Raw genomic sequence first — 25,290 nt, forward strand, 5'->3', positions numbered from 1 at the left:
CGACACCCACCCCCGCGACCCCGCCCGGCCCCGCGACCCCGCCCGGTGCGGAGACCGCCTTCGGTCCCGTGGACGCGGGGGCGCGTGTGGCGGCAGGGGAGTTGCGGGCCCACGTCGCCGCCGTGCTGCCCGAGCACATGGTCCCGGCGGCCTTCGTCGAGGTGCCGTCCCTGCCGAGGTCGATCAGCGGCAAGCTGGACCGCCGCGCGCTGCCCGCGCCGGAGGACCCGGCCGCGACGCCGGTCACCCAGGGACGCCGTCCCCGTGGCGCCCGCGAGGAGATCCTCGCCGAGCTGTTCGCGTCCGTGCTGGGCGTGGAGCGGGTCGGCGCCGACGACGACTTCTTCGCGCTCGGTGGCCACTCCCTGCTGGCGATGCGCCTGGTCAGCCGGGTCCGTACGGCACTCGGCGCCGAGGTCACCCTGCGCGGGGTCTTCGAGGCGCCCACCGTCGCCCGGCTCGCCGAACGCCTGCGGGACGGGCGGGGGGACGTGCCTGTCCTCGCGCCCGCCGAACGGCCGGAGTACCCGCCGCTGTCGTTCGCCCAGCAGCGGCTGTGGGTCCTGCACCGCCTGGAGGGCCCGGGCGCCACCTACAACCTCCCGGCCGCCTGGCGGCTGTCGGGCCCGCTCGACCCGGACGCCCTGGCCGCCGCCGTACGCGACCTGGTCGGCAGGCACGAGAGCCTGCGCACGGTGTTCCCCGAGCGTGACGGGCGCCCCCACCAGCTCGTCCTCGACCCGGACCAGGCGGGGGTCACCCCGCGCGCCGAGCAGGTCACCGAGGAGGAGCTGCCCGGGCGGCTGGCCGAAGCCGCCGCGCTCGGCTTCGAACTGGACCGCGAACCGCCGCTGCGGGCGTGGCTGTTCCAGGTCGCGCCCGAGGAGCACGTACTGCTCCTGGTGATCCACCACATCGCCGGCGACGAATGGTCGGACGGGCCCCTGTGGCGCGACCTCACCACCGCCTACCGGGCGCGCCTCGACGGGCGGGCGCCGGACTGGGCGCCGCTGCCGGTCCAGTACGCCGACTACACCCTCTGGCACCGCGAGATGCTCGGCGACGGACGTGACCCGGGCAGCCGGGAGGCCCGGCAGCTCGCCTACTGGCGGGACGCGCTGGCCGGGCTGCCCGAGGAGCTGCCGCTTCCGGCGGACCGGCCCCGCCCCCAGGAAAGCGGCCACCGCGGCGGCGCGGTCGCCCTGTCCCTCCGCCCCGAGCTGGGGCGCGCCCTGCGCGGTCTCGCTCGGAACCGTGGCGTCAGCATGTTCATGGTGGCCCAGGCCGCCGTGGCCGCGCTGCTCCACCGGATGGGCGCCGGGGACGACATCCCGCTCGGGTCGCCGATCTCGGGGCGCGCGGACGAGAACCTGGAGGACCTGGTCGGGTTCTTCGTCAACTCCCTGGTGCTGCGCACCGACCTGTCCGGCACCCCCACCTTCGCCGAGCTGCTCACCCGCGTGCGTGACACCGACCTGGCCGCGTACGAGCACCAGGACCTGCCGTTCGAACGCCTGGTGGAGGCGGTCAACCCGGCCCGCTCGCTGGCCAGGCACCCGCTGTTCCAGGTCATGGTCGTCTACCTGACCGGCCAGGGTGGTGCCCCCGCCTTCCCGGGGGTGACGGCCCGTCCCGAGCCGCTCGGCCAGGACACGGCCAAGTTCGACCTGAGCTTCGACTTCACCGAGCGCGGCGACGGGGACGGCATCGACGGCTGGATCGAGTACAGCGCCGACCTGTTCGACCACGACACGGCCGAGCGCATCGCGGGCCGTCTCGTCCGGCTGCTGGAGCAGGTCGCGGCCGACCCCGACCGCCTGGTACGCCACCTGGACGTGCTGGACGGGGACGAGCGGCGGCTGGTCGTCGAGGAGTGGAACGACACCGCCCACGCGGTCGAGGACACCACCCTGCCCGAGCTGTTCCGCGCCCAGGTGGCCAGGACGCCGGACGCGCTCGCCCTGGTCTCCGGCGACCTGCGCCTGACCTACGCCGAACTGGACGCCCGGGTCGAGCGGGCGGCGCGGGCGCTGGCCGCGATGGGGGCCGGGCCGGAGCGCACGGTGGCGGTGGCGCTGCCACGCTCGGCGGACCTGGTGGTCGCGCTGCTGGCCGTGCACCGGACCGGCGCCGCGTACCTGCCGCTGGACACCGGGTACCCGCCGGAGCGCATCGCCCTCATGCTGGAGGACGCCCGCCCGGTCTGCGTCCTACGCGACACCCTCCCCGACACCGCCACGCAGACCGAGCCCGCCGACCTGCCCGGGTCGTACGATCCGGCGCACCCCGCGTACGTGATCTACACCTCCGGGTCCACCGGCCGGCCGAAGGGCGTGGTGGTGCCGCACGCGGGCATCGTCAACCGCCTCCTGTGGATGCAGGAGCGGTACGGCCTGACCGCCGGGGACCGCGTGCTGCAGAAGACGCCGTCCAGCTTCGACGTGTCGGTGTGGGAGTTCTTCTGGCCGCTGATCACCGGGGCGGCGCTCGTGGTGGCGCGGCCCGACGGGCATCGGGACCCGGCGTACCTGGCCAGGCTGATTCAGGACGAAGGGGTGACGACGGCGCACTTCGTCCCGTCGATGCTGCGGGCGTTCCTGGACGAACCGGGCGCCGCCCGTTGCTCGGGGCTGCGCCGGGTCATGTGCTCCGGCGAGGCGCTGCCCGCCGACCTCGCGGCCCGCTTCCACTCCGTGCTCCTCGCCGAGCTGCACAACCTGTACGGCCCGACCGAGGCGTCGGTGGACGTCACCGCCGCCGAGGTGCCGCAGGGGGCGCTGAGCGTGCCGATCGGGCGGCCGGTGTGGAACACCCGGGCGTACGTGCTGGACGCGACGCTGCGCCCGGTGCCGCCGGGGGCGTCCGGCGAGCTGTACCTGGCGGGCGTCCAGCTCGCCCGGGGCTACCTGGACCGTCCAGGGCTGACCGGCGAGCGGTTCGTCGCCGACCCCTACGGCCCGCCCGGCACGCGGATGTACCGCACGGGCGACCTGGTCCGGTGGACCCGGGAGGGGACGCTGGAGTTCCTCGGCCGGGCCGACGACCAGGTCAAGATCCGCGGCTTCCGCGTCGAGCCGGGTGAGATCGAGGCGGTCCTCGCCCGGCACGAGACGATCGAGCACGCCACGATCGCCATCCAGAACGGCCGCCTCGTCGCCTACTACATCCCCGCAACCGTCGAGGGGAGCTTCGCGCTCGGGGTTTCCGGTGCCGAGGTTCTGCGGCGGTATGTCGCCGGTGTGCTGCCCGAGTACATGGTTCCGTCGGCGTTCGTGGCGATCGAAGCGTTCCCGCTCACCCCGAGCGGGAAGCTCGACCGCAGGGCGCTTCCCGCGTTCGACTTCGCCGCCGAGGCCGGCGGCACCCTCCCGCGCACCCCCCGCGAGGAACTGCTGTGCGCGCTGTTCGCCGACGTGCTCGGCCTGCCGCGCGTCGGTGCCGACGACGACTTCTTCACCCTCGGCGGGGACAGCATCATCGCGATGCGCCTGGTCAGCAGGGTTCGTGCGGCCGGTCTGGCGATCAGCCCGCGCGACGTGTTCCGGCACAAGACCGTCGCCGCGCTCGCCGCCGCCGCCGGGGCCTTGGACCCCTCGGACGGCGAAGCACCGTCCGCCGCGCTGATCACCCTGACCGAGGACGAGCGTGCCGAGACGGCGGGCCTGGGAGCCGCCGCGATCCTCCCGGTGACGCCGCTCCAGGCGGGCCTGCTGTTCCACGCCTCGCTCGACCCCGGCGACGACGGGCCGGACGTCTACACCGTCCAGGTGTCGTACGACCTCGACGGCCCGCTCGACGCCGCCCGGTTGCGCGAGGCGGGACAGGCGCTCCTCGACCGGCACGAGAACCTGCGGGCCGGCTTCCGGTACCTGTCCTCGGGACGCCCGGTCGCGGTCGTGCCGCGCACGGCTGTCCTGCCCTGGCGGCAGGTGGACCTCTCCGAGCTGGACGAGGCCGCCCGCGAGGACCGGTGGGGCCGTTACCTGGTCCAGGAACGGCGCCGGTTCAGGCCGGACGGCCCGCCGCTGCTCCGCCTGATGCTGGCGCGCGTCGCCCCCGGCCGCCACCGGCTGGCCCTGTCCCACCAGCACCTCCTCCTGGACGGCTGGTCCGTCCCCCTGCTGATGCGCGAACTGTCCGCCCTCTACGACCGATCCCCCTCCACCCTCCCCGCACCACCCCCCGCCTCGGCCCCGTCCGCCCTCCCCGCGCCGACCGCGCTCCCCGCGCCGACCGCGCAGGCCGTCGGGTCAGGCCGTGACACCGGGCAAGCAAGGCCGTATCGGGACTATCTGGGCTGGCTCGCGCGGCAGGACGACGAGGTGTCGGCCGCCGCCTGGGGCCGGGCCCTAGACGGCCTGGACGGGCCGACGCACCTGGCGCCCGTCGACCCGAACCGCCCCCCGATCGTCCCCGAGACGCACACCACGCACCTCAGTGAGGAGGCGACCGAGGCGCTGACGGCCCTCGCGCGCTCCCGGGGCCTGACGGTCAACACGCTGGTCCAGGGCGCCTGGAGCATCCTGCTGTCCCGGCTCACCGGCCGTGACGACGTGGTCTTCGGCGCGACCGTGTCCGGCCGCCCGCCCGAGCTGGACGGCGTCGAGTCCATGATCGGCCTGTTCATCAACACCGTGCCGGTCCGCGTCCGCGTACGTGACCAGGAGACCCTTTCGGCGTTCCTCGACCGGCTGCAGGACGAGCAGTCGCGGCTCATCGCCCACCAGCACCTCGGCCTGGCCGCGATCCAGCGCGGGGCCGGGCTGGGCGAGCTGTTCGACACGCTCGTGGTGTTCGAGTCCTACCCGGACGCGGGGGAGCCCGACCTCGGCGACGGCCTGCGCGCTTCGGTGCGTGACCACCAGGACTCGACCCACTACCCGTTCACCTGGGCGGTCGAGCCCGCCGGGCGTCTCACGCTGACCGCCGAGTACCGGCCCGACCTGTTCGACCGGGGGACCGCCGAGCGGATGGCGGCCTCGATGGCGGCGCTGCTGGAGGCGATGACGGCGGACGCCGGGCGGCTCGTCGGCCACGTCGACATCCTCAGCCCCGCCGACCGCCACACCATCCTCACCACCTGGAACAACCCCGTCCCCGCCGGGGAGCCGGGGACGGTGCCGGGCCTGTTCGAGGCGCGTGCCGCCGGGGAGCCGGGGACGGTGCCGGGCCTGTTCGAGGCGCGTGCCGCCGGGGAGCTGGGGACGGTGACGGGTCTGTTCGAGGCGCGGGCCGCCGAGGCGCCGGACGCCGTCGCGGTCGTGTCGGGCGAGGTCACCTGGACGTTCGCCGAGCTGAACGAGCGCGCCAACCGGCTCGCGCGCCTGCTCGCCGAGCACGGCGCGGGACCGGAGCGCATCGTCGCGCTCTCGCTGCCGCGCACGGCGGACTACATTCTGGCCATCCTGGCCGTGCTGAAGTCGGGCGCCGCCTACCTGCCCGTCGACGCCGACCTTCCCGCCGAGCGGCTGCTCGACATGCTGGCCGACGCCCGTCCCGTCCTGGTCCTGACCGGCGCCGAGCCCGGCGCCGCACTGGCGGACGGCGGGGTGCCGCTGCTGCGGCTCGGCACCCCTGACACGGCCGCGGTGCCGCTGTTGCGGCTCGACGTCCCGGAAACGGCCGCGGTGCCGCTGTTGCGGCTCGACGTCCCGGAAACGGCCGCGGTGCCGCTGTTGCAGCTCGGTGCCCCTGACACGGCCGCGGTGCCGCTGTTGCAGCTCGGCACCCCGGAAACGGCCGCGGTGCCGCTGCTGCGGCTCGGTGCCCCTGACACGTCCGCGCGGCTCGCCGCCCTGCCCGGGGACGACCTCGCCACCGCCCCGGACCCGAGGCACCCGGCGTACGTCATCTACACCTCGGGGTCCACCGGCCGGCCCAAGGGCGTGGTGGTCTGCCACGCCAGTGTGGTCAACCTCTTCCACAGCCACCGCCGGACGCTGCACGACCCGGCCAAGCGCGCCACCGGCCGCCGCCACCTGCGCGTCGGCCACGCCTGGTCGTTCTCCTTCGACGCGTCGTGGCAGCCGCAGCTCTGGCTGCTGGACGGGCACGCGCTGCACATCCTGGACGACGAGACGCGCCGCGACCCCGAGCTGACCGCCGCGGCCATCCGCGAGCAGGGGCTGGACTTCATCGAGGTCACGCCCTCGTTCCTCGCGCAGATGGCCGGCACCGGGCTGATCGAGGACGGGGAGTGCCCGCTCGCGGTCGTCGGCGTCGGCGGTGAGGCCGTACCGGACTCGCTCTGGCGCGAGCTGGCCGGCCTGCGCACCACGCGGGCGTTCAACCTCTACGGCCCGACCGAGGCCACCGTGGACGCCCTGGTCGCGCGGATCGGCGACAGCGAGTCCCCGCTGGTCGGCCGCCCGGTCGCGGGGACCCGCGCGTACGTGCTGGACGCCGGGCTGCGGCCCGTGCCGCCCGGGGTCACCGGCGAGCTGTACCTCGCCGGGGCCGGGCTGGCGCGCGGCTACCTCGGCCGCCCGGACCTGACCGCCGAGCGGTTCGTCGCCGACCCGTTCGGCACGTCGTTCGGCGAGGCCGGTGCGCGCATGTACCGCACCGGCGACCTGGCCAGGTGGAACCCCGCCGGGCAACTGGAGTACGGCGGCCGCGCCGACGACCAGGTGAAGATCCGGGGCTACCGGGTCGAACCCGCCGAAATCGAGGCCGTACTGGACCGGCACGACGGCGTCGCCCAGGCCGTGGTCATCGCCCGCGAAGACCACCCCCCGGTCAAACGCCTGGTCGCCTACGTGGTCCCCTCCCCCGACACCACCCCCCGCCCGCCCCCCCCCCCCCCCCCCCCCCCCCCCCGAACCCCCCCACACCACGACCCCTCCGGACACCCACTCAGACGCCCCTTCGGTCGACCGCTCGGACACCCGTCCGGACGCCATTTCGGACGCTCGCTCGGACACTTCTTCGGACGCCCGTCCGGACGCCCCCTCGGTCGCCTGCTCGGACGCCCCTTCGGTCGCCCGTCCGGATGGCTCTCCGCGTAGCCGCTTGGACGGTCCCGGGGTCAAGGTGGGTGGGCGGCGACCTCGGGTGCTGGAACCTGCGGAGCTGCGGGCGTTCGTGGCCGGGGTTTTGCCGGACTATATGGTTCCCTCGGCCGTGGTGGTCCTGGACGAGTTGCCGTTGCTGCCCAACGGCAAGCTGGATCGTAAGGCCCTCCCGGTGCCCGACTTCGCGGCCGTGGCCAAGGGGCGCGCGCCCGAGGGCGAGGCCGAGCGTGTGCTGGCGGACGCGTACGCCGAGGTGCTCGGCCTGCCGGAGACCGGTGCCGACGCCGACTTCTTCACCCTCGGCGGGGACAGCATCGTCGCGATGCGGCTGGTCAGCCGGGTGCGCGCGGCGGGCCTCCGCGTCACCCCGCGCCAGGTCTTCCAGCACAGGACGGTCGCGGCCCTGGCGTCCGCCGCCGTACCGGTGAACCCCGCGACCGGCGGCGGCGAGGACGCCAGCCAGGGAAGCGGACCGGTGCCGCTGACCCCGATCATGCACGCTCTGCGGGAGCTGGGCGGTCCGATCCGCGACTACCACCAGGCGGCCCTGGTGCGGACGCCCGGAGCGCTCACCGAACCCGGCCTCCGGTCCATCCTCCGTGCCCTGGTGGACCGCCACCCCATGCTCCGATCCCGCCTGGAGCGCACGCACTCCCCGGCCCCTGTGCCCGGAGGCCGTCCGCCCGTGCCCGGAGGCCGTCCGCCTGTGCCCGGAGGCCGTCCGCCCGTGCCCGGCGGCCGTCCGGGCGAACTGTGGTCGCTGCGGGTGGCGGACGCGGGCGCCGCCGACGTGGACTCCTGGGTCGCGCGGGCCGACGTGTCCGGGCTCGGCGACGCGGAACTGCGCGCCGCCATCACCGAACACGCGCACATCGCCCAGGCCGCCCTCGATCCGGACACCGGCGACATGATGCGTGCCGTCTGGTTCGACGCCGGGCCCGGCGTCCCCGGGCGGCTGCTGCTGCTGATCCACCACCTGGCGGTGGACGGCGTGTCCTGGCGGGTGCTGCTGCCCGACCTCGCCGCCGCCTGGCAGGACGTCGTGGCCGGTCGGCCCGTGAGTCCCGCGCCGGTGGACGTGTCGTTCCGCCGCTGGTCGGAGCTCCTGCGCGAGCGTGCCATCGACCCGGCCGTGGAGGACGAGCTGCCGCTGTGGACCTCGATCCTCTCCGGGGACGTGCCGTTCCCGGCGGCGCGCGCGCTCGACCCGGAGCGGGACGTGGCCGCCACCGCGCGGCACGTCTCGCTCACCCTGCCCCCCGGCCGCACCGAACCGCTGCTCGGCAGGGTGCCGGCCGCGTTCCGCGCGACGGTCAACGACGTCCTGCTGACCGCCCTGTCCCTGGCCGTCGCCACCTGGCGCCGCCGCACGCCCGCGCCCGCGCACCCGGCCGGTCCGGGGCAGGGGAACGCGGTGCTGGTGGACCTGGAGGGCCACGGGCGCGAGGAGGCGCTGGCGGGCGACGCGGACCTGTCGCGTACGGTCGGCTGGTTCACCAGCGTCGTCCCGGTCCGGCTGGACCCCGGCGCCGGGGACCTGGCCGGCGCGCTCGCGGGCGGGCCCGCGCTCGACCAGGCGGTGGCCCGGATCAAGGAGCAGCTCGCCGCCCTGCCCGCGTCGGGCATCGGCCACGGCATGCTGCGCCACCTGAACCCCGTCACCGGCCCCGAGCTCGCCAAGCTCGGCGATCCGCCGATCGAGTTCAACTACCTGGGCCGGTTCGGCCGGCCGGAGGCCACCGACTGGTCCTACGCGCCCGAGGACGACGCGGCGGACCTGGACGGCGATCCGGGCATGCGCCTGTCCCACGCCCTGACCGTCAACGCGATGACCGAGGACCACCCGGGCGGGCCGGAACTCGTCGCCCACTGGTCCTTCGCGTCCGGGTTGCTGTCGGAGGACGCCGTACGGGACCTGGCCGCCACCTGGTTCCAGGTGCTCGAAGCCCTCGTGGACCGCGCGGCGGCGCTGGAGGCGAGCCGCTGACGTAGCTCCACGCCACCCGAACAGGGCGTTCCGCCGGCCGGCGGAACGTCCCGTGCCTTCCCTTGTTCCCCACCTTCACCGGTAAAAAGGAGAGAATCGATCCCATGAGCAACCCGTTCGAGAACCCCGATGGCGTCTACTCGGTGCTCGTCAACGACGAGAACCAGCACAGCCTGTGGCCCGACTTCGCGGAGGTCCCGGCCGGCTGGACCGTCGCCTACGGTCCGGGCACGCGGCAGGAGTGCCTCGACCACATCGAGGCCAACTGGACCGACATGCGGCCGAAGAGCCTGATCGAGCGGAGCGGCTGACCACGAGCCGTGCGCACGCCCCACGGGCGCGAAAAAGGCCGGGCCGCGAAAGGGATTCGCGGCCCGGCCTTCGATCGTCCCGAGGTCGTCCCGAGGTCGTCCCGAGGTCGTCCCGAGGTCGACCTGAGGTCGTCCAGGTCGTCAGGTCGACCTGAGGTCGTCCCGAGGTCGTCCAGGTCTTCAGGTCGTCCTGAGGTCGTCCGGTCGTTCTGAGGTCGTTCAGAGATCGTCGGGAGGTCAGGAGGCGGGCTGGGTCACCTCGGTGCCCGGGTTCCCGTCGACAGCGGCCGTGAGCTGCGGCACCAGCCGGTCGAGCGTGTACGGCAGGCTCAGCACGGTGACGAACGAGTAGGCCTTGCCGTAGTCGGTGGACTCGCCGATGAAGACCTCCCGGCCCTCCTTGACCACCTTCAGATCCTTGTACACCTTCTCGGCGTGCAGCGCCGCCGGGCCCTTGTCCAGGTCGGGCACCGTCCACACGGTCACTCCCTGGTCGAGCAGGTCGCTGCGCTCCTTGCTGATGTTCGCGCCGTAGGTGTCACCGATGACCTTGTCGAGGTCGGCGGGCAGGGAGAACCCGAGCGCGGCCAGGGTGCGCGAGCGCGGGTCCTGGCTGCCGAAGACGAAGAACCCCTCGTACGGCGTGGCGACGACGGCGCTGACGCCGCCGAACTCCGGGTGCTGCTTCTTCAGGTCGGCGAACCTGGCCTCCACGCCGGAGACGAGCTTCTTGGCCTCGTCCTCCTTGCCGAGGGCCTTGCCGATGACCTCGGTCTGCTGCTGCCACGGGATGCCGTAGTCGTTGTACTCCTTCGGCTGCGCGACGACCGGCGCCAGCTTCGACAGCGTCTCGTACTGCTCCTTGGTGATGCCCCCGTACAGGGAGAGGATCAGGTCGGGCGCCAGGGCGGCGATCTTCTCCACCTGCGGCCCGGTGCCGGTGTCGGTCAGCATGGTCGGCACGGCGGCGCCGCCCAGCTTCGGGGTGGCCCACGGGCCGATGGCCCCCTTGTACCCGCCGACCCAGTCGGTGGTGCCGACCGGGACCTTGCCGAGGGCGAGCACGGCGTCCTGGTCGGTGAGGCCGACCGTGACAATGCGCTTGGGCTCCGACTTGATGGTGGTCTCGCCGAACTTGTGCGGGATCGTCACCGGGAAGGCGCTCTTGGTGGGCGCGGCGGCGCTGGGCGCGGTCGTGGCCGCGTCCGTGCCGGTGGCGGAGCCGGAACCGCAGGCGGCGACGGTGCCGCCGAGCAGCAGTACGGAGGTGAGCGCGACGGCGAGCCGGGCGCCCCGGAGGGAGAGGAACATCAAGGGTCCTTCGTGATCTCGTCAGATGGTGGGGGTGTCATGTGCGGGGGGTCGACCGGGTGCCCGACCACGCCTCCCAGAGGGCCGCGTAGGGCCCGCCGGCGGCGCGCAGCTCGTCGTGCGTGCCGCTCTCGACGATCCGGCCGCCGTCCATGACGACGACGCGGTCCGCGGTCGCCGCCTGGGTGAGCCGGTGCGCGACGATCAGCGCCGTGCGGCCCTCGATCGCCCGTTCGGTCGCCTTCTCCAGGACGCGCGCCCCGGTGCTGCCCGCCTCGGCCGTGGCCTCGTCGAGCACGGCGATCGGCGGGTCGGCCAGCACCAGCCGGGCGAGCGCGAGCTGCTGCACCTGCGCGGCGGTCAGCCGGTGGCCGCCCTCGCCGACGACGGTCAGCAGGCCGTCGGGTAACGCCTCGGCCCAGGTCAGCGCGTCCACGAGGTCGAGGGCGGCGCACAGGTCGTCGTCGGTGGCACCGGGTCGCGCGAGCCGCAGGTCGTCGGCGAGCGGCCCGGCGAAGACGTGCAGCTCCTGGGTGACCAGCGCCACCTCACGGCCGCCGTCCCCGCGCCGCGCGGCGACCGGGGGGTGGACGGAGCCGGTGGTGGGGTGGTGGATGCCGGCGATGAGCTTGGCGAGCGTGGTCTTGCCCGCCCCGCTGGCGCCGACCAGCGCCACCCGTTCCCCGGCCCGCAGGACGAGGTCGACGTCGTGCAGCACGGGCCGCCCAGGCTCGTACGCGTGCCCCACCCCGCGGACCGTGACCGCATTGTCCGTCTTCTGCGGCTCTCCGGCGGCGGGCGTCGACTCATAGGGGCGTGCGGCGGCGACGCCGACCAGGCGGGCCAGGCCCGCGAGGGCCGTCTGGGCGTCGTCCATGAGCACGAGCGCCGAGTTGATCGGCGCGAACAGGCTGTGGAAGTACAGTGCCGCCGCGGTGGCGGCGCCGATGGTCGCCGACCCGCTGCGGACCAGGAAGAACCCGGCCACCAGCACCGCCGCGAGGCCGGTGTACTCGGCGAGGTGCAGGCGGCTGTAGAACCGCAGCACCAGCCGCACGCCCTGCATCGTCAGATCGACCGCCGCCTGGGACCGCCGGGTGACCCGTCCGGTGTGCTCGGCCTCCAGCCGGAACGCCCGCACGGTGCCGGCGCCGCCGATGCTGTCCAGAAGCTGCTGCTGCTGGGCTCCGGCGGCGACGCGCTCCCTGGCGTACAGCGGCACGGCGTTGCGCACGTACCAGCGGGCGGTGTGCGCCTGGATCGGCACCGCCAGCAGCGCCGCGAGCAGGAAACGCCAGTCGATCACGGCGAGCGCGCCGAGGGTCAGCACGATGGCCAGCACCGAACGGGCCAGTTCCGGCAGGGCGGTACGAACCGCGTCGGCCACCTGGGAGACGTCGCCGGTGACCCGGGCGGTGAGGTCGCCGGAACCGGCCTTCTCGACCTGCCCCAGGGGCAGGCGCAGGGCCCGTTCGACGAACCGCTCGCGCAACCGGGCGAGCACGGTCTCCCCAAGACGCGAGATCAGCGACAGCCCGAGCGAGGTGGAGACGCCCTGCGCGACCGCGACGAGCACCAGCAGCACCGCCGGGAGCGTCAGCGCCGCCACCGGGGCGTGCGTGGCGACCAGGTCGACCATGTGTCCGAGCAGCGGCTGGGTCACCAGCCCGACGGCGGTCGCGCCGACCATGACGGTGAACCCGGCGGCGGCCAGCGTCCGGTGGGGCCGTACCAGCACGCGCAGGAACGCCCGCGTCTCCCGGGAGGTCGCGGTCGGCAGCAGCTCCCGGTCCTGGTCCTGGGCCCGGTCCTGAGCCTCGGGGCGCGTCACGCCAGCACCGCCGTCCGGTACGCGGTGTGGCGTTGGACGAGGTCGGCGTGGGAGGCGGTGTCGACGATCCGGCCCTGGTCGAGCAGGACGACCCGGTCGGCCATCGCGAGCAGGGAGGGGCTCGTGGTGACCAGGATCGTCGTGCGGCCCCGGCGGATCTCGCGGATGCCGGCGGCGATCCGCGCCTCGGTGACGGCGTCGACCGCCGTGGTGGGGTCGTGGACGACCAGCACCGGCCGGTCGGCGGCCAGGGCCCTGGCGAGCGCCACACGCTGACGCTGCCCGCCGGACAGCGACCGCCCGCGCTCGGTCACGGCCGTGTCCGCGCCCCGCGCCAGCGCCCGCGCGATCTCCTCCACCCCCGCCGCCCTCATCGCGTCTTCCTCACGGCCGGGGACGGCGGTTCGTCCGGTGCCGGCGGGATCGATTCGTTCAAGGTCGCCGAGGGCCGTTCGTTCGGGGGCGTCGGGGGCGGTTCGTCCGGGAGTGTCGAGGGCGGCGGTGATGTTGTCGCGGAGGGTGCCTTCGAACAGGTCCGCGTCGTGGTCGGCCACCAGGATCGCCATGCGGACGTCGGCCGGGTCCAGCTCGCGCAGCGGTACGCCGTCCAGCTCGACGGCCCCCGCGTCCGGGTCGGCCTGCCGGCCGAGGCAGCGCAGCAGGGCCGCCGCGTCCGCCGGGTCGGTCGCGGCGACGCCGAGCACCTCGCCGGGCCGGACGTCCAGGTCGATCTCGCGAAGCCCGCCGTGGCTGACCCCGCGCAGCCGTACCGCGCCGCGCACCGGAGCGGGCGGCGGCGCCCCGCCCGGGGCGACGTCCCTCGGCGCGGCGAGGACCCCGGCGATGCGCGCCGCCGACGCGCGGCCCTGGGCGAGGTCGGCGTTCACCCAGGAGAACACCTCCAGCGGCCCGAGCAGGAACAACGCGAGCCCGACCGCCGACACCAGCTCGCCCAGGGTGATGTCCCCCGCGATGGCGAGCCGCCCGCCGACCAGCGCCACGACGGCGATGAAGCCGCCGGTCAGCGCGAGCACCATGCCGCTCTGCAGTGCCTCGGCTCGCGCGGCCCGCAGCGTGGCCACCAGCGAGTCGCGGCTGGTGCGCCGGTAGCGGTCGACCGCCGCGGCCTCGGCGCCGATGCCCTTGAGCACTCGCAGCCCGGCCACCAGGTCGGCGGCGACGCCCGACGCGTGCGAGGCCCGTTCCTGCTCGGCCTCGCTGCGGTGTTCCAGCGGCTTGCTCAGCAGGTGCCCGAGCCAGAGGAGCACGGGGGTCCCGAGCAGCACGATCAGGCCGAGCGGCACCGAGATGCGCAGCAGGACGACGGCGCCGACGAGCAGCCCGGTCAGGGCCGCGACCCCGGACATCACCGCCATGTTCACCACGCCCACGCGCTTGGCGTCCTCGGTCGCGATGGTCGCGAGGGCCCCGGGCAGGCGTCCGTTCTCGGCGCCGCCGCCGGCGTCCAGCACGCGGCGTACGAGCGCCACGCGCAGCTTGTGGCCGGCCTGTTCGGCGGCCCGCTCCCCGGCGCGTGCGCCGAAGCGGAAGCTGAACGACAACCCGACGTAGACCACGGCGAGGACCGCGAGCCAGAGCAGCAACGCGCTCAGGTCGCCCTTGCCGACGGCCTGGTCGATCACGACGCCGATCAGTACCGGGACGGACGCCTCGCCCGCCTGGTGCCCGGCCCCGAGGAGCGAGCCGACCGCGACGCCCCGCCGCTGGCCCCTGATCGCTCCTCGCAGGACGTCCCGTCCCGAAGGATCCGACGCACCCATCCGCACCCCTTCGGAACAGCCCGACCAGCAAACTTAGGTAAGGCTACACTAAGCTGCTGGTCAAGAAACAGGCTGGACCTGCGTCACTGGGGTCACACGGCCACGGCGACCGCCGGGCCAGGTCAGGGTCGGTCGTCGTTCAGCTCGGTGATCGTCTTGTCGATGCGGCGCCGGCGCGTCTCGGGTGCCTTGGCGCCCTCGACCGCGAGCACGTACCGCCGCTTGTTGCTGTAGGACAGCGCGTCGAACCTCCGCCTGGCGGACGGGGCGCCGTCGAGCGCCTCGGCGAGGTCCTGCGGCACGGTGACCTCGCGGGGCTCGGTGTCCAGCTCGATCTCGACGTCCACCGCGTCCCCGGCGGCGACGCCCGCCTTCTCGCGGACCTCGGCGCTCACCGGGATGAGGAACTCCCCGCCCATGGGGGCCACCGTGGTCCGGTAGGTGTGTTCCCCCAGCGTGACGCGCACGGCGGGCCGCTTGCCCGACCCGAGGGCCGTCACGATCTCCGCCGGTACGGCGATGCCGGTGGCGGTCTTGCCGGCCGACCTGATCGTGGTGCTGAACCTCATTGAAGATCATCTCCGATCGCGGAACCTCGTCTTCGTACTACACACGCATCGATCGGGACACGCCCGATTCGACACACGGGACGAGAAAGGCGGGGACCATGTCGTACTCGGGGGGATCATGGGGGTGTGGGAGAAAATGTGGAATACGGTCCGCAGGGTGGCCAGGCCGTGGCCGACGACGCCGGGGACGAGGCGTCGCTGGACTATTACCTGATCTTCGCCGCCGAGGGTGACCGGGACCTGGGGAGGCCGGCGCTGGGGCTCCTGGTCGAGGAGTTCGTCCTGTGCGACGACTTCACCGCCGCCGGCATCGACGGTGCCGAATGGACGCCGCAGGCCGGTGACTGGCGTGGTTCCCCCGAGCTGAGCCGTGGGATCCGCGCCGATCCGCTGCTGCGCGAGCGGGTGGCCGTGGTGAGCCGCCGCGAGGCCGGTGACGCGTACACGATGCTCGGCGGGTCTCCTCTGCCGAGCGAGCGGAGCATCCGCGCCCGCTTCGACGACCGTCAGCCGCTGCCCGCCGCCAGCCCCCTGGACCTGGGCACGTCGGGTGGTAGTGAGACGCGTCGCTACCGCGTCCTGTTCGCCGGGGAGTTCGGCGAGCACGGCCTGGCGAACGTGGGGCCGGCGTTGAGGCTGCGGCCGGTCGGCGATCCGGCGGATCCGGACTCGCGCGTGATCGGTACCGCGACGGCCGACTTCGGCGGGCACACCTTCACCTGGGACCTGCGCCGGATCGGGCGCGGCATCGCCTGGTGCCTCGACGTGACCGTGCACCTGGGTACCGGCCCGGCCACCGCCGTCGGGAGGCTGCTCTCCCACCACCGGCGCGCGATCCGGGAGCAGGGCCTGATCCCGGTCACCATCGAGCGCTTCGCCTGACCACCCTGCTCCGTGACTTGTCCACAGGCGACCGGCCGGGGGCCGAGGACGTCGCCAGGGTTCGGCACAATGACTGATGTGCGAGTTGAACTGCTTGGACCGTTCGAGGTCAGGAACCGCGATGGCGCCGTGGTGGAGGTTCCTGGCGTCCGGCTGCGCGCGCTGCTGGCCGCGCTCGCCCTCGAACCCGGCCGCGTCCTCACGCGTACGAAGCTGGTGGACTGGATCTGGGGGGAGCAGCCGCCCGCGGACGAGGTGAACGCCCTGCAGGCGTTGGTGTCCCGGCTGCGCAGGGTGTTACCGGACGGTGTGATCGAGGCGGACTCCGGCGGATACCGGCTGGCCGTGGCTCCTGACGCCGTGGACGTGGCCCGGTTCGAACGCCTGGTCGGCCAGGCCCGTGCCGCCGAGCCCGCGGCGCGGGCGGACCTGCTGCGCTCGGCCCTGGCGTTGTGGCGGGGCACGGCCATGGAGGACATCGCCCTGCGCGGCAGCGACGCGTTCGACGCCGTGGTCGTGCGCCTGGACGAGCTCTACGTCGCCGCGCTCGGGGATCGGGTGGACGCGGACATCCGCCTCGGCGGCGGCGCGGAGCTGGTCTCCGAGCTGACCGAGCTGGTCGCCACCCATCCGCTGCGTGAGGGGTTCGTGGCGGCCCTGATGCGGGCACTCGCCGACGCGGGGCGCGGGACCGAGGCGTTGACCGTGTACCAGCGGACGCGCGAGCGGCTCGCCGAGGAGCTGGGCGCCGACCCGTCGGCCGAGCTGTCCGCGCTGCACACCGCCGTGCTGCGCGGCGAACTGGGCGGGCGGGCGGAGAACCGCAGGACGAACCTGCGCGCCGAGCTGACGAGTTTCGTCGGCAAGGACGACGACATCGCCGAGGTCGCCGTCCTGGCCATGGGACACCGGCTGGTCACCTTGACGGGGGCGGGCGGCTCCGGCAAGACGAGGCTGGCCACGGAGACCGCGCGGACGATGCTCGCCGAGCTGCCCGACGGGGCATGGCTGGTCGAGTTGGCCTCGGTGCGGGCGGGCGGTGATCTGGCGCAGGCCGCCCTCGCCGCGATCGGCCTGCGTGACCAGGCGATGCTCGGTGACGCGCGGGGCGGGGAACCGATGGACCGGCTCATCGCCGCGCTCCGGGAGCGCGCGATCCTGCTGATCCTGGACAACTGCGAGCACGTCATCGAGGCGGCCGCGGCGTTCGCCGACCGGCTTCTGGGGGAGTGCCGGAGGCTGCGGATCCTGGCCACGAGCAGGGAGGCGCTCGGCATCACCGGTGAGGTGCTGTGGCAGGTCGAGCCGCTCGCGCTGCCCGCGCAGGGAGCGGACCCCGCCGAGGCCGGGTCCTCGCCCGCGGTGCTGCTGCTGCGCGACCGCGCGGGCCTGGTGCGCAAGGACATCGGCTCCGACGCGCAGACCGTGTCGGCCATGGTGCGGATCTGCCGGGCGCTCGACGGGATACCGCTGGCGATCGAACTGGCCGCCGCGCGGCTGCGCACCATGTCCATCGACCAGCTCGCGCGCCGGCTCGACGACCGGTTCCGTCTGCTGACCGGCGGCAGCCGTACGGCGCTGGCCCGGCACCAGACGCTGCGCGCGGTCGTGGACTACAGCTGGGACCTGCTGAGCGAGGCCGAACGTGGCGTGCTGCGGCGGCTCTCGGTGTTCTCCGGCGGGGCGAGCCTGGAGGCGGCCGAACGGGTGTGCGGGGACAAGCCGCTCGCCGCCGAGCAGGTGCTCGACCTGCTGACCGCGCTGATGGAGAAGTCGCTGCTGCTCGCCGACGGCGAGGGCACGCCGCGTTACCGGATGCTCAACACCATCAGGGAGTACGCGGGACACCGGCTCGCCGAAGCCGGGGAGACCGAGTCGGCGCGCCGGGCGCACCTTGAATACTTCACCGAGCTGGCCGAGACGGCCGATCCTCACCTGCGCCGGGCCGAACAGCTGACCTGGCTGGCCATGCTCGAATCCGAGCACGACAACATCAGCGCGGCCCTGCGCGGGGCGATCGCCGAGGGCTGGGCCGAGGAGGCGATGCGGCTGGCCGGGGCCGTGGGCTGGTACTGGTTCCTCAGCGGGCACCGGACCGAGGGCACCGAACTGAGCGTGGCGGCGGCCTCCCTGGACGGTGAGGTGCCGGACGAGGTGCGGGCGGTGGCGTACACCGTCGTGACGATGTTCGTGACCTCCGGGGCCGGTCGCGACCAGTACCAGGCGCGGGAGTGGATCGAGGAGGCGCACCGGCTGACCCAGGGCAGAGGGTACGGCCATCCGCTGCTCGGGTTCGTCGCGCTGTGGGAGCGGATGCTGCATGGGCCCGCGGAGTTCCTGCCCGCGTTCGAGCCGCTCATCGCCGGGGACGATCCGTGGGTGCGCGCGCAGGCCAGGATCACTCGTGGCCGGCTCCGGCTCGTCCTCGGCGGCGACGAGACCGACGTGGACACCGACGCCGAGATCGCCCTCGCCGAGTTCCGCGGGCTGGGCGAACGGATGGGGATCTCGCTGGCGCTGACCTTCCTCGCCGACCGGCTCGCCATGCGCGGCGAGTTCGCACGCGCGTGTGAGCATTTTGAGGAGGCGATCGTGGCGCTGACCGAGGTCGGCGCGACCGAGGACGTGGTCGGCCCGCGAGCGCGGCAGGCCCAGCTGTACTGGCTGCTCGGCGACGAGCGATCCAGCGCCTTCGCCATGGCGGAGGCGCAGCGGTACGCGGACGGGATGGCGTGGCCGGACACGCTCGCCGAGCTGGCGCTTCTCGAAGGGCAGCTGGCGCGCTGGCGCGGCGAGCCGGACACGGCACACCAGCGCCTGGCCACCGTGCGGAAGATGCTGGACGAGTCGGAACTGGGCGGCTTGGCCCGCACCAGGGCCCTGGACCTGTACGGCTACCTCACCGAGGATCTCGACGCGGCCCGCGCGCACCGGAGCGAGGCGTTCCACGCGGCCGTGGAGATGATGTACCCGCCGCTGATCGCCGAAGTGCTGATCGGGATCGCGGATCTCGCGGTGCGCCAGGGACAGGACGAGCAGGCCGTGCGACTGCTCGCGGCGAGCGAGAGCGTGCGCGGCACGCCGGACCGTTCGCAGCCGGACGTCTCCAGGATCGCCGCGGACACGCGGAATCGCCTCGGTGAACTGGCGTTCACCGAGGCGACCCGTGCCGGTAGGCGGGGGGACTGGCGTGAGCTGGCCGAGATCACCCTTGCTTCGTGAAGGACGCTTGGCGTGAGGCGGCCGATTTCACTCTTGCTTCGTGAAGGACGCATGGCGTGAGCCGGCCGAGATCACCCCTGCTTCGTGAAGGACGCGCGCGACCACAGGTAGCCGACCGACGCGAGGCCCACGCACCAGGCGATCGCCGTGATGGTCGAGCTCGCCGACGGGGCGCCGGTCAGCAGCCCGCGCAGGCTTTCGATGATCGAGGTGAACGGCTGGTACTCCGCGAACTGCCGCGCGCCCGCCCCCATCTTGTCGGCCGGCACGAACGCGCTGCTCAGGAAGGGCAGGAGCATCAGCGGGACGGCGGCGATTCCCGCGCTTTCCGGCGACTTCGCCGCGAGGCCGAACCCCACGGTCAGCCAGCCGATCGCCACGATCGTCAAGACGACGATGCCGATCGCGCCGAGCCACTGCGCGAAGCTCGCCGACGGGCGGAAGCCCATCAGGAACGCGACCCCGACGATGAGCACGATGGCCACCAGGCTGCGCAGCAAGGTCGAGATCACGTGCGCGTTCAACACCGCGGCCCTGGACACCCGCATGACGCGAAGCCGGTTGATGAATCCGGTCGTCATATCGGAGTTCACCGCGATAGCGGTGGGGCTGATCCCGTAGCAGATGGTCGTCATGATCAACCCGGGGGTCGCGTAATCGGCGTAGTCGACGCCGACGCTGAACGCGCCGCCGAACACGTGGACCATGAGGAACATCATGAAGATCGGCACGAGGATGGCGTTGATCAGCGTCACGGGGTTCCGCATCGTGTGCCGGAAGTTGCGCCGCAACATGGTCGCGGAATCCGCCAGGGAGACTGAGATGGCACTCATTACGCGTTGACCTCCTTGTTACCGTGACCGGTGAGGGCGAGAAAGACGTCATCCAGGTCCGGGGTGTGCACCGACAGTTCCTCGACTTCGATGGAATGCGCGTCGAGCCGATCGAGCAGCGCGCGCCATGACCGCACCCCGCCGTCGCCGGGCACCCGCAGGGCCAGCTCTTCGTCGTCCCTCGTGGCCTCGTGCAGCACCTGTGCGGCGACGTCCAGTTCGTGCCGATCGGTGAACCGCAGCCGGATGTGGCTGCCGGGCACCCGGCGCTTCAGCTCGGCGGCGGTGCCCTCGGCGACCAGCCGGCCCTGGTCGAGTACGGCGATACGGTCGGCCAGGACGTCGGCCTCCTCGAGATACTGCGTCGTGAGGAAGATGGTGGTGCCGTCGGCGACCAGTTCCCGGATGATCTCCCACATCGTGCGGCGGCTGCGCGGGTCGAGTCCCGTCGTGGGCTCGTCCAGGAAGATGATCCGCGGCTTGCCGACCAGCGTCATGGCGAGGTCCAGCTTGCGGCGCATGCCGCCGGAGTAGGACGACGCGAGTTTGCCCGCCGCCTCCACCAGGTCGAACCGGTCGAGTAGCCGGGCCGTGACGCGTCTGCCCTCCGCTTTGGGCAGGTGCAGCAGGTCCGCGATCAGCAGCAGGTTCTCTTCACCGGTGAGGAGCTGATCCACCGAAGCGAACTGCCCGGTGACCCCGATCGCCGCGCGCACCGCCTTGGTCTCGGTGGCCACGTCGTGCCCGGCGACGACCGCCTTTCCGGCGTCGGGCCTCAGCAGCGTGGTCAGCACGTTCACCGTCGTGGTCTTGCCGGCGCCGTTGGGCCCGAGCAGGGCGAAGATCGTCCCGGTCCGGACCTCCAGGTCGATGCCATCGAGCACGACCTTGTCCTTGTAAGCCTTTCGCAGCCCCGAGGCCGCGATCGCTGATGCGTTCATGGCCCCAACGTTCGCCGACCGCCCTGATACCGGACCCCCGCCGCCCTGACACGCCCACTGACACGCGGCCCCCGACGGCAGCCCCGGCCACGCCAAGGCCCGCCACCTGCACGGCCACGTCCACGATCACTACCTGCGCGGTCAGGGGAGCAGGGTCGTGGCCTCGCGCCACATGCGGGTGATCACTTCGCCGGCGGGGTCGGGGGTGGCCAGGGCGGCGCTCTGCCCGGCCCAGTGGTTGCCCGGGTCCACGCTCTCGGCGTCGCCCCGGCGCCACTGGTTGACGAGCTGAAGCTGGTCGGGGAACCGGGCGGGACGGGGCGCGTCCGGCTCCGTCCACGCCTTCAGGTACGCGCTGGGCACCGCCCGGGCCAGCCGCCCCGAATAGGCCCGCGTGGTCATCGTGTCCTCGGGGGCCAGTCCGTCCAGCGAAGCCGCCCACCGCGCGCTGATCCCGGTCTCGGGGCAGCGCAGCAGGGCCGTGCCCACCTGGACGGCGCTCGCGCCGAGGGTGAGCGCGGCGGCCACCCCACGCCCGTCGGCGATCCCGCCCGCCGCCACGATCGGCACCCGCAGATGATCGGCGAACCAGGGGATCATTGCGAAAAGCCCGACATCGGTGCGCTCGGCGTCCTCCTGCCGGAACGCGCCCCGATGACCGCCGGCCTCCATGCCCTGGGCCACGACCGCGTCCGCCCCGGCCTCCTCGGCGGCCAGCGCGTCCTCCAGCGTGTTGGCGCAGGCGAACCAGGCGATGCCCTGGTCGTGCATCCGGCGGACGTACGCGGGCTCGAACAGGCCCATGATCGAGGAGATCACCGCCGGGCGGGCGGCCAGTATGGCCTCACACTGGTCAGGGAACGCCAGGGCGCCAGGCCCGCCCTCCTCGCCAGGGGCGCCGAAACGGGCGAGGAACATGCGGGCGTCGTCGGACCGCCGCCGCCGTTCCCCCTGGTCGGCGACGGGCGGCTCCGGGATCCAGATGTTCAGCTGCAGGGCGCCGGAGGACCCGGCCCGGAACCGCTCGGCCCACTCGGCGATGCGCTCCGGAGTGTCCCGCAGCACGCCCGCCGCGCCCATCCCGCCGGCCTCGGCCACCGCGACGGCCAGCTCCGGAGGGCTGGATCCCGACATCGGCGCCTGCAGAATCGGCAGTACCAGCCCGAACCTGTCACAAAAAGCCTGCGCCCGCTGCCGTGCCGTGGCCATCGGATCCCTCCATCGACGCTCGCTCTGGCCGCGCTCCGACCAGTGAGACCAGCCGTGGTCGACCAGCGAGACCATACGATCTCTCACCTGGAGTCTTTCAGTCCCCTCCCGCGGCGTTCGCCCTTGCCTCTTGTTCGATCGGGTCGTGTCCCGTTCGGCCTCAGGGGCGGGAGGCGGAGGTGAGCAGGTCGAGGGACAGACGCCAGAGGCGCTCGGCGGCTTCGGGGTCGAGAGCGTGCGCCGCGACGCCCCCGGAGGTTCCCGGGACGTGAGGCCGCGCTTCGGCGCAGTCCTCGAAATACCGGCCGCCCACCCCTTCAAGCAACGGCGACGTCGCCACCAGCACGGAGGTGGCCGCGCCCTGCTGGGGCGCCTTGAACACGTACCCCGAGTTCACCGCGGCGTCCAGCTCCTCCTCGCTCATGTGCCGCGTCAGGTCCGTCAAGATCGCCCCGGGATGCACCGCGTTGACGGTGATGCCGTCACCGGCCCAGCGCCGGTTCGCCTCGACGGCGAACAGGACGTTGGCGGTCTTGGACTGGTCGTAGGCGAGCCCGCCGTCGTATGGGCGCTCGCGGAAGTGGACGTCGTCGAAGTCCACCGAGCCGCGCAGATGCCCGACCGAGCTGAGCACCACGACCCGGGCGCGGCCGGCCGCCGCGAGCGCCGGGCGCAGGCCCGTGGCGAGCGCGAAATGCCCGAGGTGGTTGGTGGCGAACTGCAACTCCCAGCCCTCCGGCGTCCGGAGTTCGGGCGTCCTCATCACACCGGCGTTGTTGATCAGGATGTGCAGCGGGCCGTCCCACGCGGCGACGAAGGCCGCGACCGACCGCTGATCGGCCAGGTCCAGCGGCGCGACAAGGACGCGATCGTTCCCGGTGGTCGCCCTGACGTCGTCCGCGGCTCGCTGACCGGCCCCGACGTCGCGTACCGCCATGGTCACCTCGGCGCCGGCGCCGGCGAGCGCCCGGGAGGTCTCCAGGCCGATGCCGGAGGCGCCGCCGGTCACGATGGCGCGGCGGCCGGTGAGGTCGATGCCCGCCACGACCTCGGCGGCGGTGGACTGGGCGGTGAACGGCGTGGTGACGCGCGTCGATCCGGTCATGGGACTGCCTTCCTGTGGTGCTCCTCCTTCCAGCGAACCACCGGCCGGGACCCGCCCGGCGTCTGGGAGGGGCCCCGTCGGACCCGGGGTCCAGCCCACCGGGGGTCCAGCAGTGCCCCTCACCCGTAGGGGTATGGCGTCCTATTTGACCTAGCCTGGGGGCATGGGCGACACCACCTCCGGTGCCGGGGGCAACACTGAGCTGCGGGATTTCCTGCGTTCACGCCGCGCCCGGATCAGCCCGGAGGAGGTGGGGCTGTCCCCGCAGCCGGGCACCCGCCGGGTACCTGGCCTGCGCCGGGAAGAGGTCGCCCAGCTCGCCGGGGTGAGCGTGGACTACTACGTGCGCCTGGAGCGCGGCCACAACCTCAACGTCTCCGAGGCCGTGCTGGACGCGCTGGCCCGTGCCCTGCGGCTGAACGAGACCGAACGCGGCCACCTGTTCACCGTTGCCCGGCCCGCACGCGCGCGGCGCCGCCCGTTGCCGCCGCAGCGGGTGCGGCCAGGCCTGCACGAGGTGCTGAACGCGCTGACCACCGTCCCGGCCATGGTCATCGGCCGCCGCATGGACATCCTGGCCAGCAACCGCCTCGCCAGGGCCCTGTACACCGACTTCGACGCCCTGCCGTACCGCGAGCGCAACATGGCCCGCTACGTCTTCCTCGACGAGGGGGCCCGCGAGCTCTACGTCGACTGGGAACGGACCGGCCGCAGCACCGTCGCGGCCCTGCATCTGTACGCGGGGCGCCACCCCAACGACCCCCAGCTCGTCGAGCTGATCGGCGAGCTCTCCCTGCGGGACGAGGACTTCCGCCGCTGGTGGGCCGACCACGACGTCCACCGTCACGGCCACCGCACCAAGATGTACCACCACCCCGTTGTCGGCGAGATCACCCTGAGCTACGAGGCGCTCACTCCCACCGACGACCCCGACCAGATCCTCACCCTGCACACCGCCAAGCCCGGCTCCCCCTCCGAAACCGCCCTCCACCTCCTCGCCATGCCCAGCACCCCGTCCCCACCGGTCACCTCCGAGTCCCAGACCCCCGACGAGCTGTGACGCGGACCGGTACGGCGGGGACGTCCGCAGGGCTCCGCTGATCAAGGGGTCCAGGTGGGGGAGCGGCCCAGGAGGGCGAGGAGGCGGTCGAAGTCGGTCGCGTCGTCGGGGGCGGGCAGGCTGGGCCGGAACGCCGCGCCCGGTTCGAGGCGCTGCTCGTCGTCCGGGACCAGCTTGGCGACGGGCCAGGCGGCCTCCAGCAGGTCCGGCTCGGGAGCGAAGGCGACTCCCAGGGACCTGGCGACATCCCAGGAGTGCACCAGGTAGTCGATGAAGTGGAAGCTGATGGCCTGGGGCGCGGGGAACGTCATGCCTGTCACCACTTCGGGCAGCGAGAACTCGCGGTCCAGCACGCCGTCCGCCGCGAAGGCGGTCATCACGCGGCCGGCCGCCTTGATGTAGGCGGGCACGGCGTCGTCGCCGAGCGGTTCGGCGCGCCACGCGGCCAGATCGGCCCCACCCCCCTCCGCCGAGGCGGCGAATCCGTGATGCTGCGCCGTCATGTGGGCCAGCAGTTCGGCCAGCGTCCAGTCGGCACACGGGGTCGGCCGACCGAGATCCTCGACCGTCACCATCGCTACCAAGCCCATGCTCGCGCGCACCACACGCCGGTCCAACTCCCGAATGTCCACCATCACTCCTTGCTGGGTCGTCGCTTCATGTATTGATAAGCGTCTGCATATAATCTACCTCAGCTTATCATCTGTCAACGCGTATAGTGACTGAGCATGATCGACCGTCCTGACCTGGCGGCGATGATCAGCCCGCTGAGCAGGGCACTGATCGACGCTGAGTTGCCCGTCCTGCGTGAGCACGGCCTGTCGATGTGGGCCTACATGGTCCTGCTGGCGCTGGAAGCACGTCCGCTCCGCACCCAGGCCGCGCTCGCCGAGTCGATCGGCGCGGACAAGACACGCATCATCTCGGTCCTGGACGATCTCCAGCGGCGCGGTCTCATCGAACGGACCCCCGACCCCGCCGACCGCCGCGCCCGCCTCCTGTCCCTCACGGACGAGGGCCGCCGGGTACGCGACTCGGCTCAAACCGGCATCCAAGCCAAAGAGGAACGCCTCCTCTCCCGCCTCCCTCCTGAAGACCGGCAAGGCTTCCTCAACGCCCTCCGGACCCTCGCCGCCCTCCCCCCGGACCAGATAACCAACCCCTGACCCCATCCCTGACGTCGCTGACCAGAGCTGCGGGAGCAGGGCGAGGCGCTTCGCAGATGGCTCAGAGCG

Annotated in this window: 16 protein-coding genes; 7 read left to right on the top strand and 9 right to left on the bottom strand. The window is 73.2% G+C overall.

The annotated features are described in order from the left end of the window. Window positions 1–86: 86 nt before the first annotated feature. The 3 genes from NYZ98_RS38085 to NYZ98_RS38095 all read left to right on the top strand — a co-directional run bounded on the left by NYZ98_RS38085 (window position 87) and on the right by NYZ98_RS38095 (window position 9,311). On the top strand, window positions 87–7,007 hold the full coding sequence (locus NYZ98_RS38085; RefSeq protein WP_262849751.1) for a non-ribosomal peptide synthetase: 6,921 nt from the start codon (window positions 87–89) through the stop codon (window positions 7,005–7,007). Between the two features lie 46 nt (window positions 7,008–7,053). After that, window positions 7,054–9,000 carry a condensation domain-containing protein gene (locus tag NYZ98_RS38090; RefSeq protein ID WP_262849753.1) on the top strand — a complete coding sequence of 649 codons (1,947 nt, stop codon included), beginning with the start codon at window positions 7,054–7,056 and terminating at the stop codon, window positions 8,998–9,000. Window positions 9,001–9,104: 104 nt separating this feature from the next. Further along, complete coding sequence (locus NYZ98_RS38095) at window positions 9,105–9,311, top strand: MbtH family protein (protein WP_262849755.1); 207 nt, start codon at window positions 9,105–9,107, stop codon at window positions 9,309–9,311. Window positions 9,312–9,548: 237 nt separating this feature from the next. On the opposite strand, the gene NYZ98_RS38100 is transcribed toward NYZ98_RS38095, so the two are convergent. The 4 genes from NYZ98_RS38100 to NYZ98_RS38115 form a co-directional block, all read right to left on the bottom strand. Further along, on the bottom strand, window positions 9,549–10,622 hold the full coding sequence (locus NYZ98_RS38100) for an iron-siderophore ABC transporter substrate-binding protein (RefSeq protein WP_262849757.1): 1,074 nt from the start codon (window positions 10,620–10,622) through the stop codon (window positions 9,549–9,551). Window positions 10,623–10,659: 37 nt separating this feature from the next. Then, the gene (locus tag NYZ98_RS38105) at window positions 10,660–12,453 is read right to left on the bottom strand and encodes an ABC transporter ATP-binding protein (protein ID WP_262849759.1); all 1,794 of its coding nucleotides are present in this window, start codon (window positions 12,451–12,453) and stop codon (window positions 10,660–10,662) included. Then, a complete protein-coding gene (locus NYZ98_RS38110) occupies window positions 12,450–14,234 on the bottom strand; it encodes an ABC transporter ATP-binding protein (RefSeq protein WP_262849761.1) in 1,785 nt (594 codons plus the stop codon). Before NYZ98_RS38110 ends, NYZ98_RS38105 begins: the two co-directional genes overlap by 4 nt. 122 nt (window positions 14,235–14,356) lie before the next feature. Next, complete coding sequence (locus NYZ98_RS38115) at window positions 14,357–14,803, bottom strand: YdeI/OmpD-associated family protein (RefSeq protein ID WP_262849763.1); 447 nt, start codon at window positions 14,801–14,803, stop codon at window positions 14,357–14,359. A gap of 138 nt (window positions 14,804–14,941) precedes the next feature. Here NYZ98_RS38115 and NYZ98_RS38120 point away from each other — a divergent pair, with 138 nt between their 5' ends. Together NYZ98_RS38120 and NYZ98_RS38125 are read left to right on the top strand one after the other, a co-directional pair. Next, on the top strand, window positions 14,942–15,685 hold the full coding sequence (locus NYZ98_RS38120) for a hypothetical protein (protein WP_262849765.1): 744 nt from the start codon (window positions 14,942–14,944) through the stop codon (window positions 15,683–15,685). Between the two features lie 69 nt (window positions 15,686–15,754). Further along, window positions 15,755–18,907, top strand: a complete 3,153-nt coding sequence (locus NYZ98_RS38125; RefSeq protein WP_262849767.1) for a BTAD domain-containing putative transcriptional regulator — start codon at window positions 15,755–15,757, stop codon at window positions 18,905–18,907. 71 nt (window positions 18,908–18,978) lie between these two features. On the opposite strand, the gene NYZ98_RS38130 is transcribed toward NYZ98_RS38125, so the two are convergent. From NYZ98_RS38130 to NYZ98_RS38145, 4 genes are all read right to left on the bottom strand, one after another. Next, window positions 18,979–19,740 carry an ABC transporter permease gene (locus NYZ98_RS38130; protein ID WP_262849769.1) on the bottom strand — a complete coding sequence of 254 codons (762 nt, stop codon included), beginning with the start codon at window positions 19,738–19,740 and terminating at the stop codon, window positions 18,979–18,981. Then, window positions 19,740–20,681: an ATP-binding cassette domain-containing protein gene (locus NYZ98_RS38135; RefSeq protein WP_262849771.1), complete on the bottom strand. Its 942-nt coding sequence runs from the start codon at window positions 20,679–20,681 to the stop codon at window positions 19,740–19,742. Before NYZ98_RS38135 ends, NYZ98_RS38130 begins: the two co-directional genes overlap by 1 nt. A 141-nt stretch (window positions 20,682–20,822) precedes the next feature. Next, window positions 20,823–21,890, bottom strand: coding sequence for an NAD(P)H-dependent flavin oxidoreductase (locus NYZ98_RS38140; protein ID WP_262849773.1), 1,068 nt, complete (start codon window positions 21,888–21,890; stop codon window positions 20,823–20,825). A 160-nt stretch (window positions 21,891–22,050) separates the two neighbouring features. Further along, the gene (locus tag NYZ98_RS38145) at window positions 22,051–22,995 is read right to left on the bottom strand and encodes an SDR family NAD(P)-dependent oxidoreductase (RefSeq protein WP_262849775.1); all 945 of its coding nucleotides are present in this window, start codon (window positions 22,993–22,995) and stop codon (window positions 22,051–22,053) included. A gap of 163 nt (window positions 22,996–23,158) precedes the next feature. On the opposite strand from NYZ98_RS38145, the gene NYZ98_RS38150 reads away from it, so the two are divergent. Further along, the gene (locus NYZ98_RS38150; RefSeq protein ID WP_262849777.1) at window positions 23,159–24,055 is read left to right on the top strand and encodes a helix-turn-helix transcriptional regulator; all 897 of its coding nucleotides are present in this window, start codon (window positions 23,159–23,161) and stop codon (window positions 24,053–24,055) included. Between the two features lie 41 nt (window positions 24,056–24,096). Here the strand turns inward: NYZ98_RS38150 and NYZ98_RS38155 are convergent, their stop codons facing one another. Next, window positions 24,097–24,690 carry a TIGR03086 family metal-binding protein gene (locus NYZ98_RS38155; protein ID WP_262849779.1) on the bottom strand — a complete coding sequence of 198 codons (594 nt, stop codon included), beginning with the start codon at window positions 24,688–24,690 and terminating at the stop codon, window positions 24,097–24,099. Between the two features lie 93 nt (window positions 24,691–24,783). Here NYZ98_RS38155 and NYZ98_RS38160 point away from each other — a divergent pair, with 93 nt between their 5' ends. Next, window positions 24,784–25,221, top strand: a complete 438-nt coding sequence (locus tag NYZ98_RS38160; RefSeq protein ID WP_262849781.1) for a MarR family winged helix-turn-helix transcriptional regulator — start codon at window positions 24,784–24,786, stop codon at window positions 25,219–25,221. Window positions 25,222–25,290: the final 69 nt, after the last annotated feature.

It is taken from the genome of Sphaerisporangium corydalis, assembly GCF_025506355.1.
GTDB lineage: Bacteria > Actinomycetota > Actinomycetes > Streptosporangiales > Streptosporangiaceae > Sphaerisporangium > Sphaerisporangium corydalis.

Coding starts and splice junctions, on each gene's coding strand:
- NYZ98_RS38100 (WP_262849757.1), bottom strand. CDS start 10,622: ATGTTCCTCTCCCTCCGGGGCGCCCGGCTCGCCGTCGCGCTCACCTCC.
- NYZ98_RS38155 (WP_262849779.1), bottom strand. CDS start 24,690: ATGGTGGACATTCGGGAGTTGGACCGGCGTGTGGTGCGCGCGAGCATG.
- NYZ98_RS38130 (WP_262849769.1), bottom strand. CDS start 19,740: ATGAGTGCCATCTCAGTCTCCCTGGCGGATTCCGCGACCATGTTGCGG.
- NYZ98_RS38145 (WP_262849775.1), bottom strand. CDS start 22,995: ATGACCGGATCGACGCGCGTCACCACGCCGTTCACCGCCCAGTCCACC.
- NYZ98_RS38110 (WP_262849761.1), bottom strand. CDS start 14,234: ATGGGTGCGTCGGATCCTTCGGGACGGGACGTCCTGCGAGGAGCGATC.
- NYZ98_RS38115 (WP_262849763.1), bottom strand. CDS start 14,803: ATGAGGTTCAGCACCACGATCAGGTCGGCCGGCAAGACCGCCACCGGC.
- NYZ98_RS38135 (WP_262849771.1), bottom strand. CDS start 20,681: ATGAACGCATCAGCGATCGCGGCCTCGGGGCTGCGAAAGGCTTACAAG.
- NYZ98_RS38150 (WP_262849777.1), top strand. CDS start 23,159: ATGGGCGACACCACCTCCGGTGCCGGGGGCAACACTGAGCTGCGGGAT.
- NYZ98_RS38125 (WP_262849767.1), top strand. CDS start 15,755: ATGACTGATGTGCGAGTTGAACTGCTTGGACCGTTCGAGGTCAGGAAC.
- NYZ98_RS38140 (WP_262849773.1), bottom strand. CDS start 21,890: ATGGCCACGGCACGGCAGCGGGCGCAGGCTTTTTGTGACAGGTTCGGG.
- NYZ98_RS38095 (WP_262849755.1), top strand. CDS start 9,105: ATGAGCAACCCGTTCGAGAACCCCGATGGCGTCTACTCGGTGCTCGTC.
- NYZ98_RS38160 (WP_262849781.1), top strand. CDS start 24,784: ATGATCGACCGTCCTGACCTGGCGGCGATGATCAGCCCGCTGAGCAGG.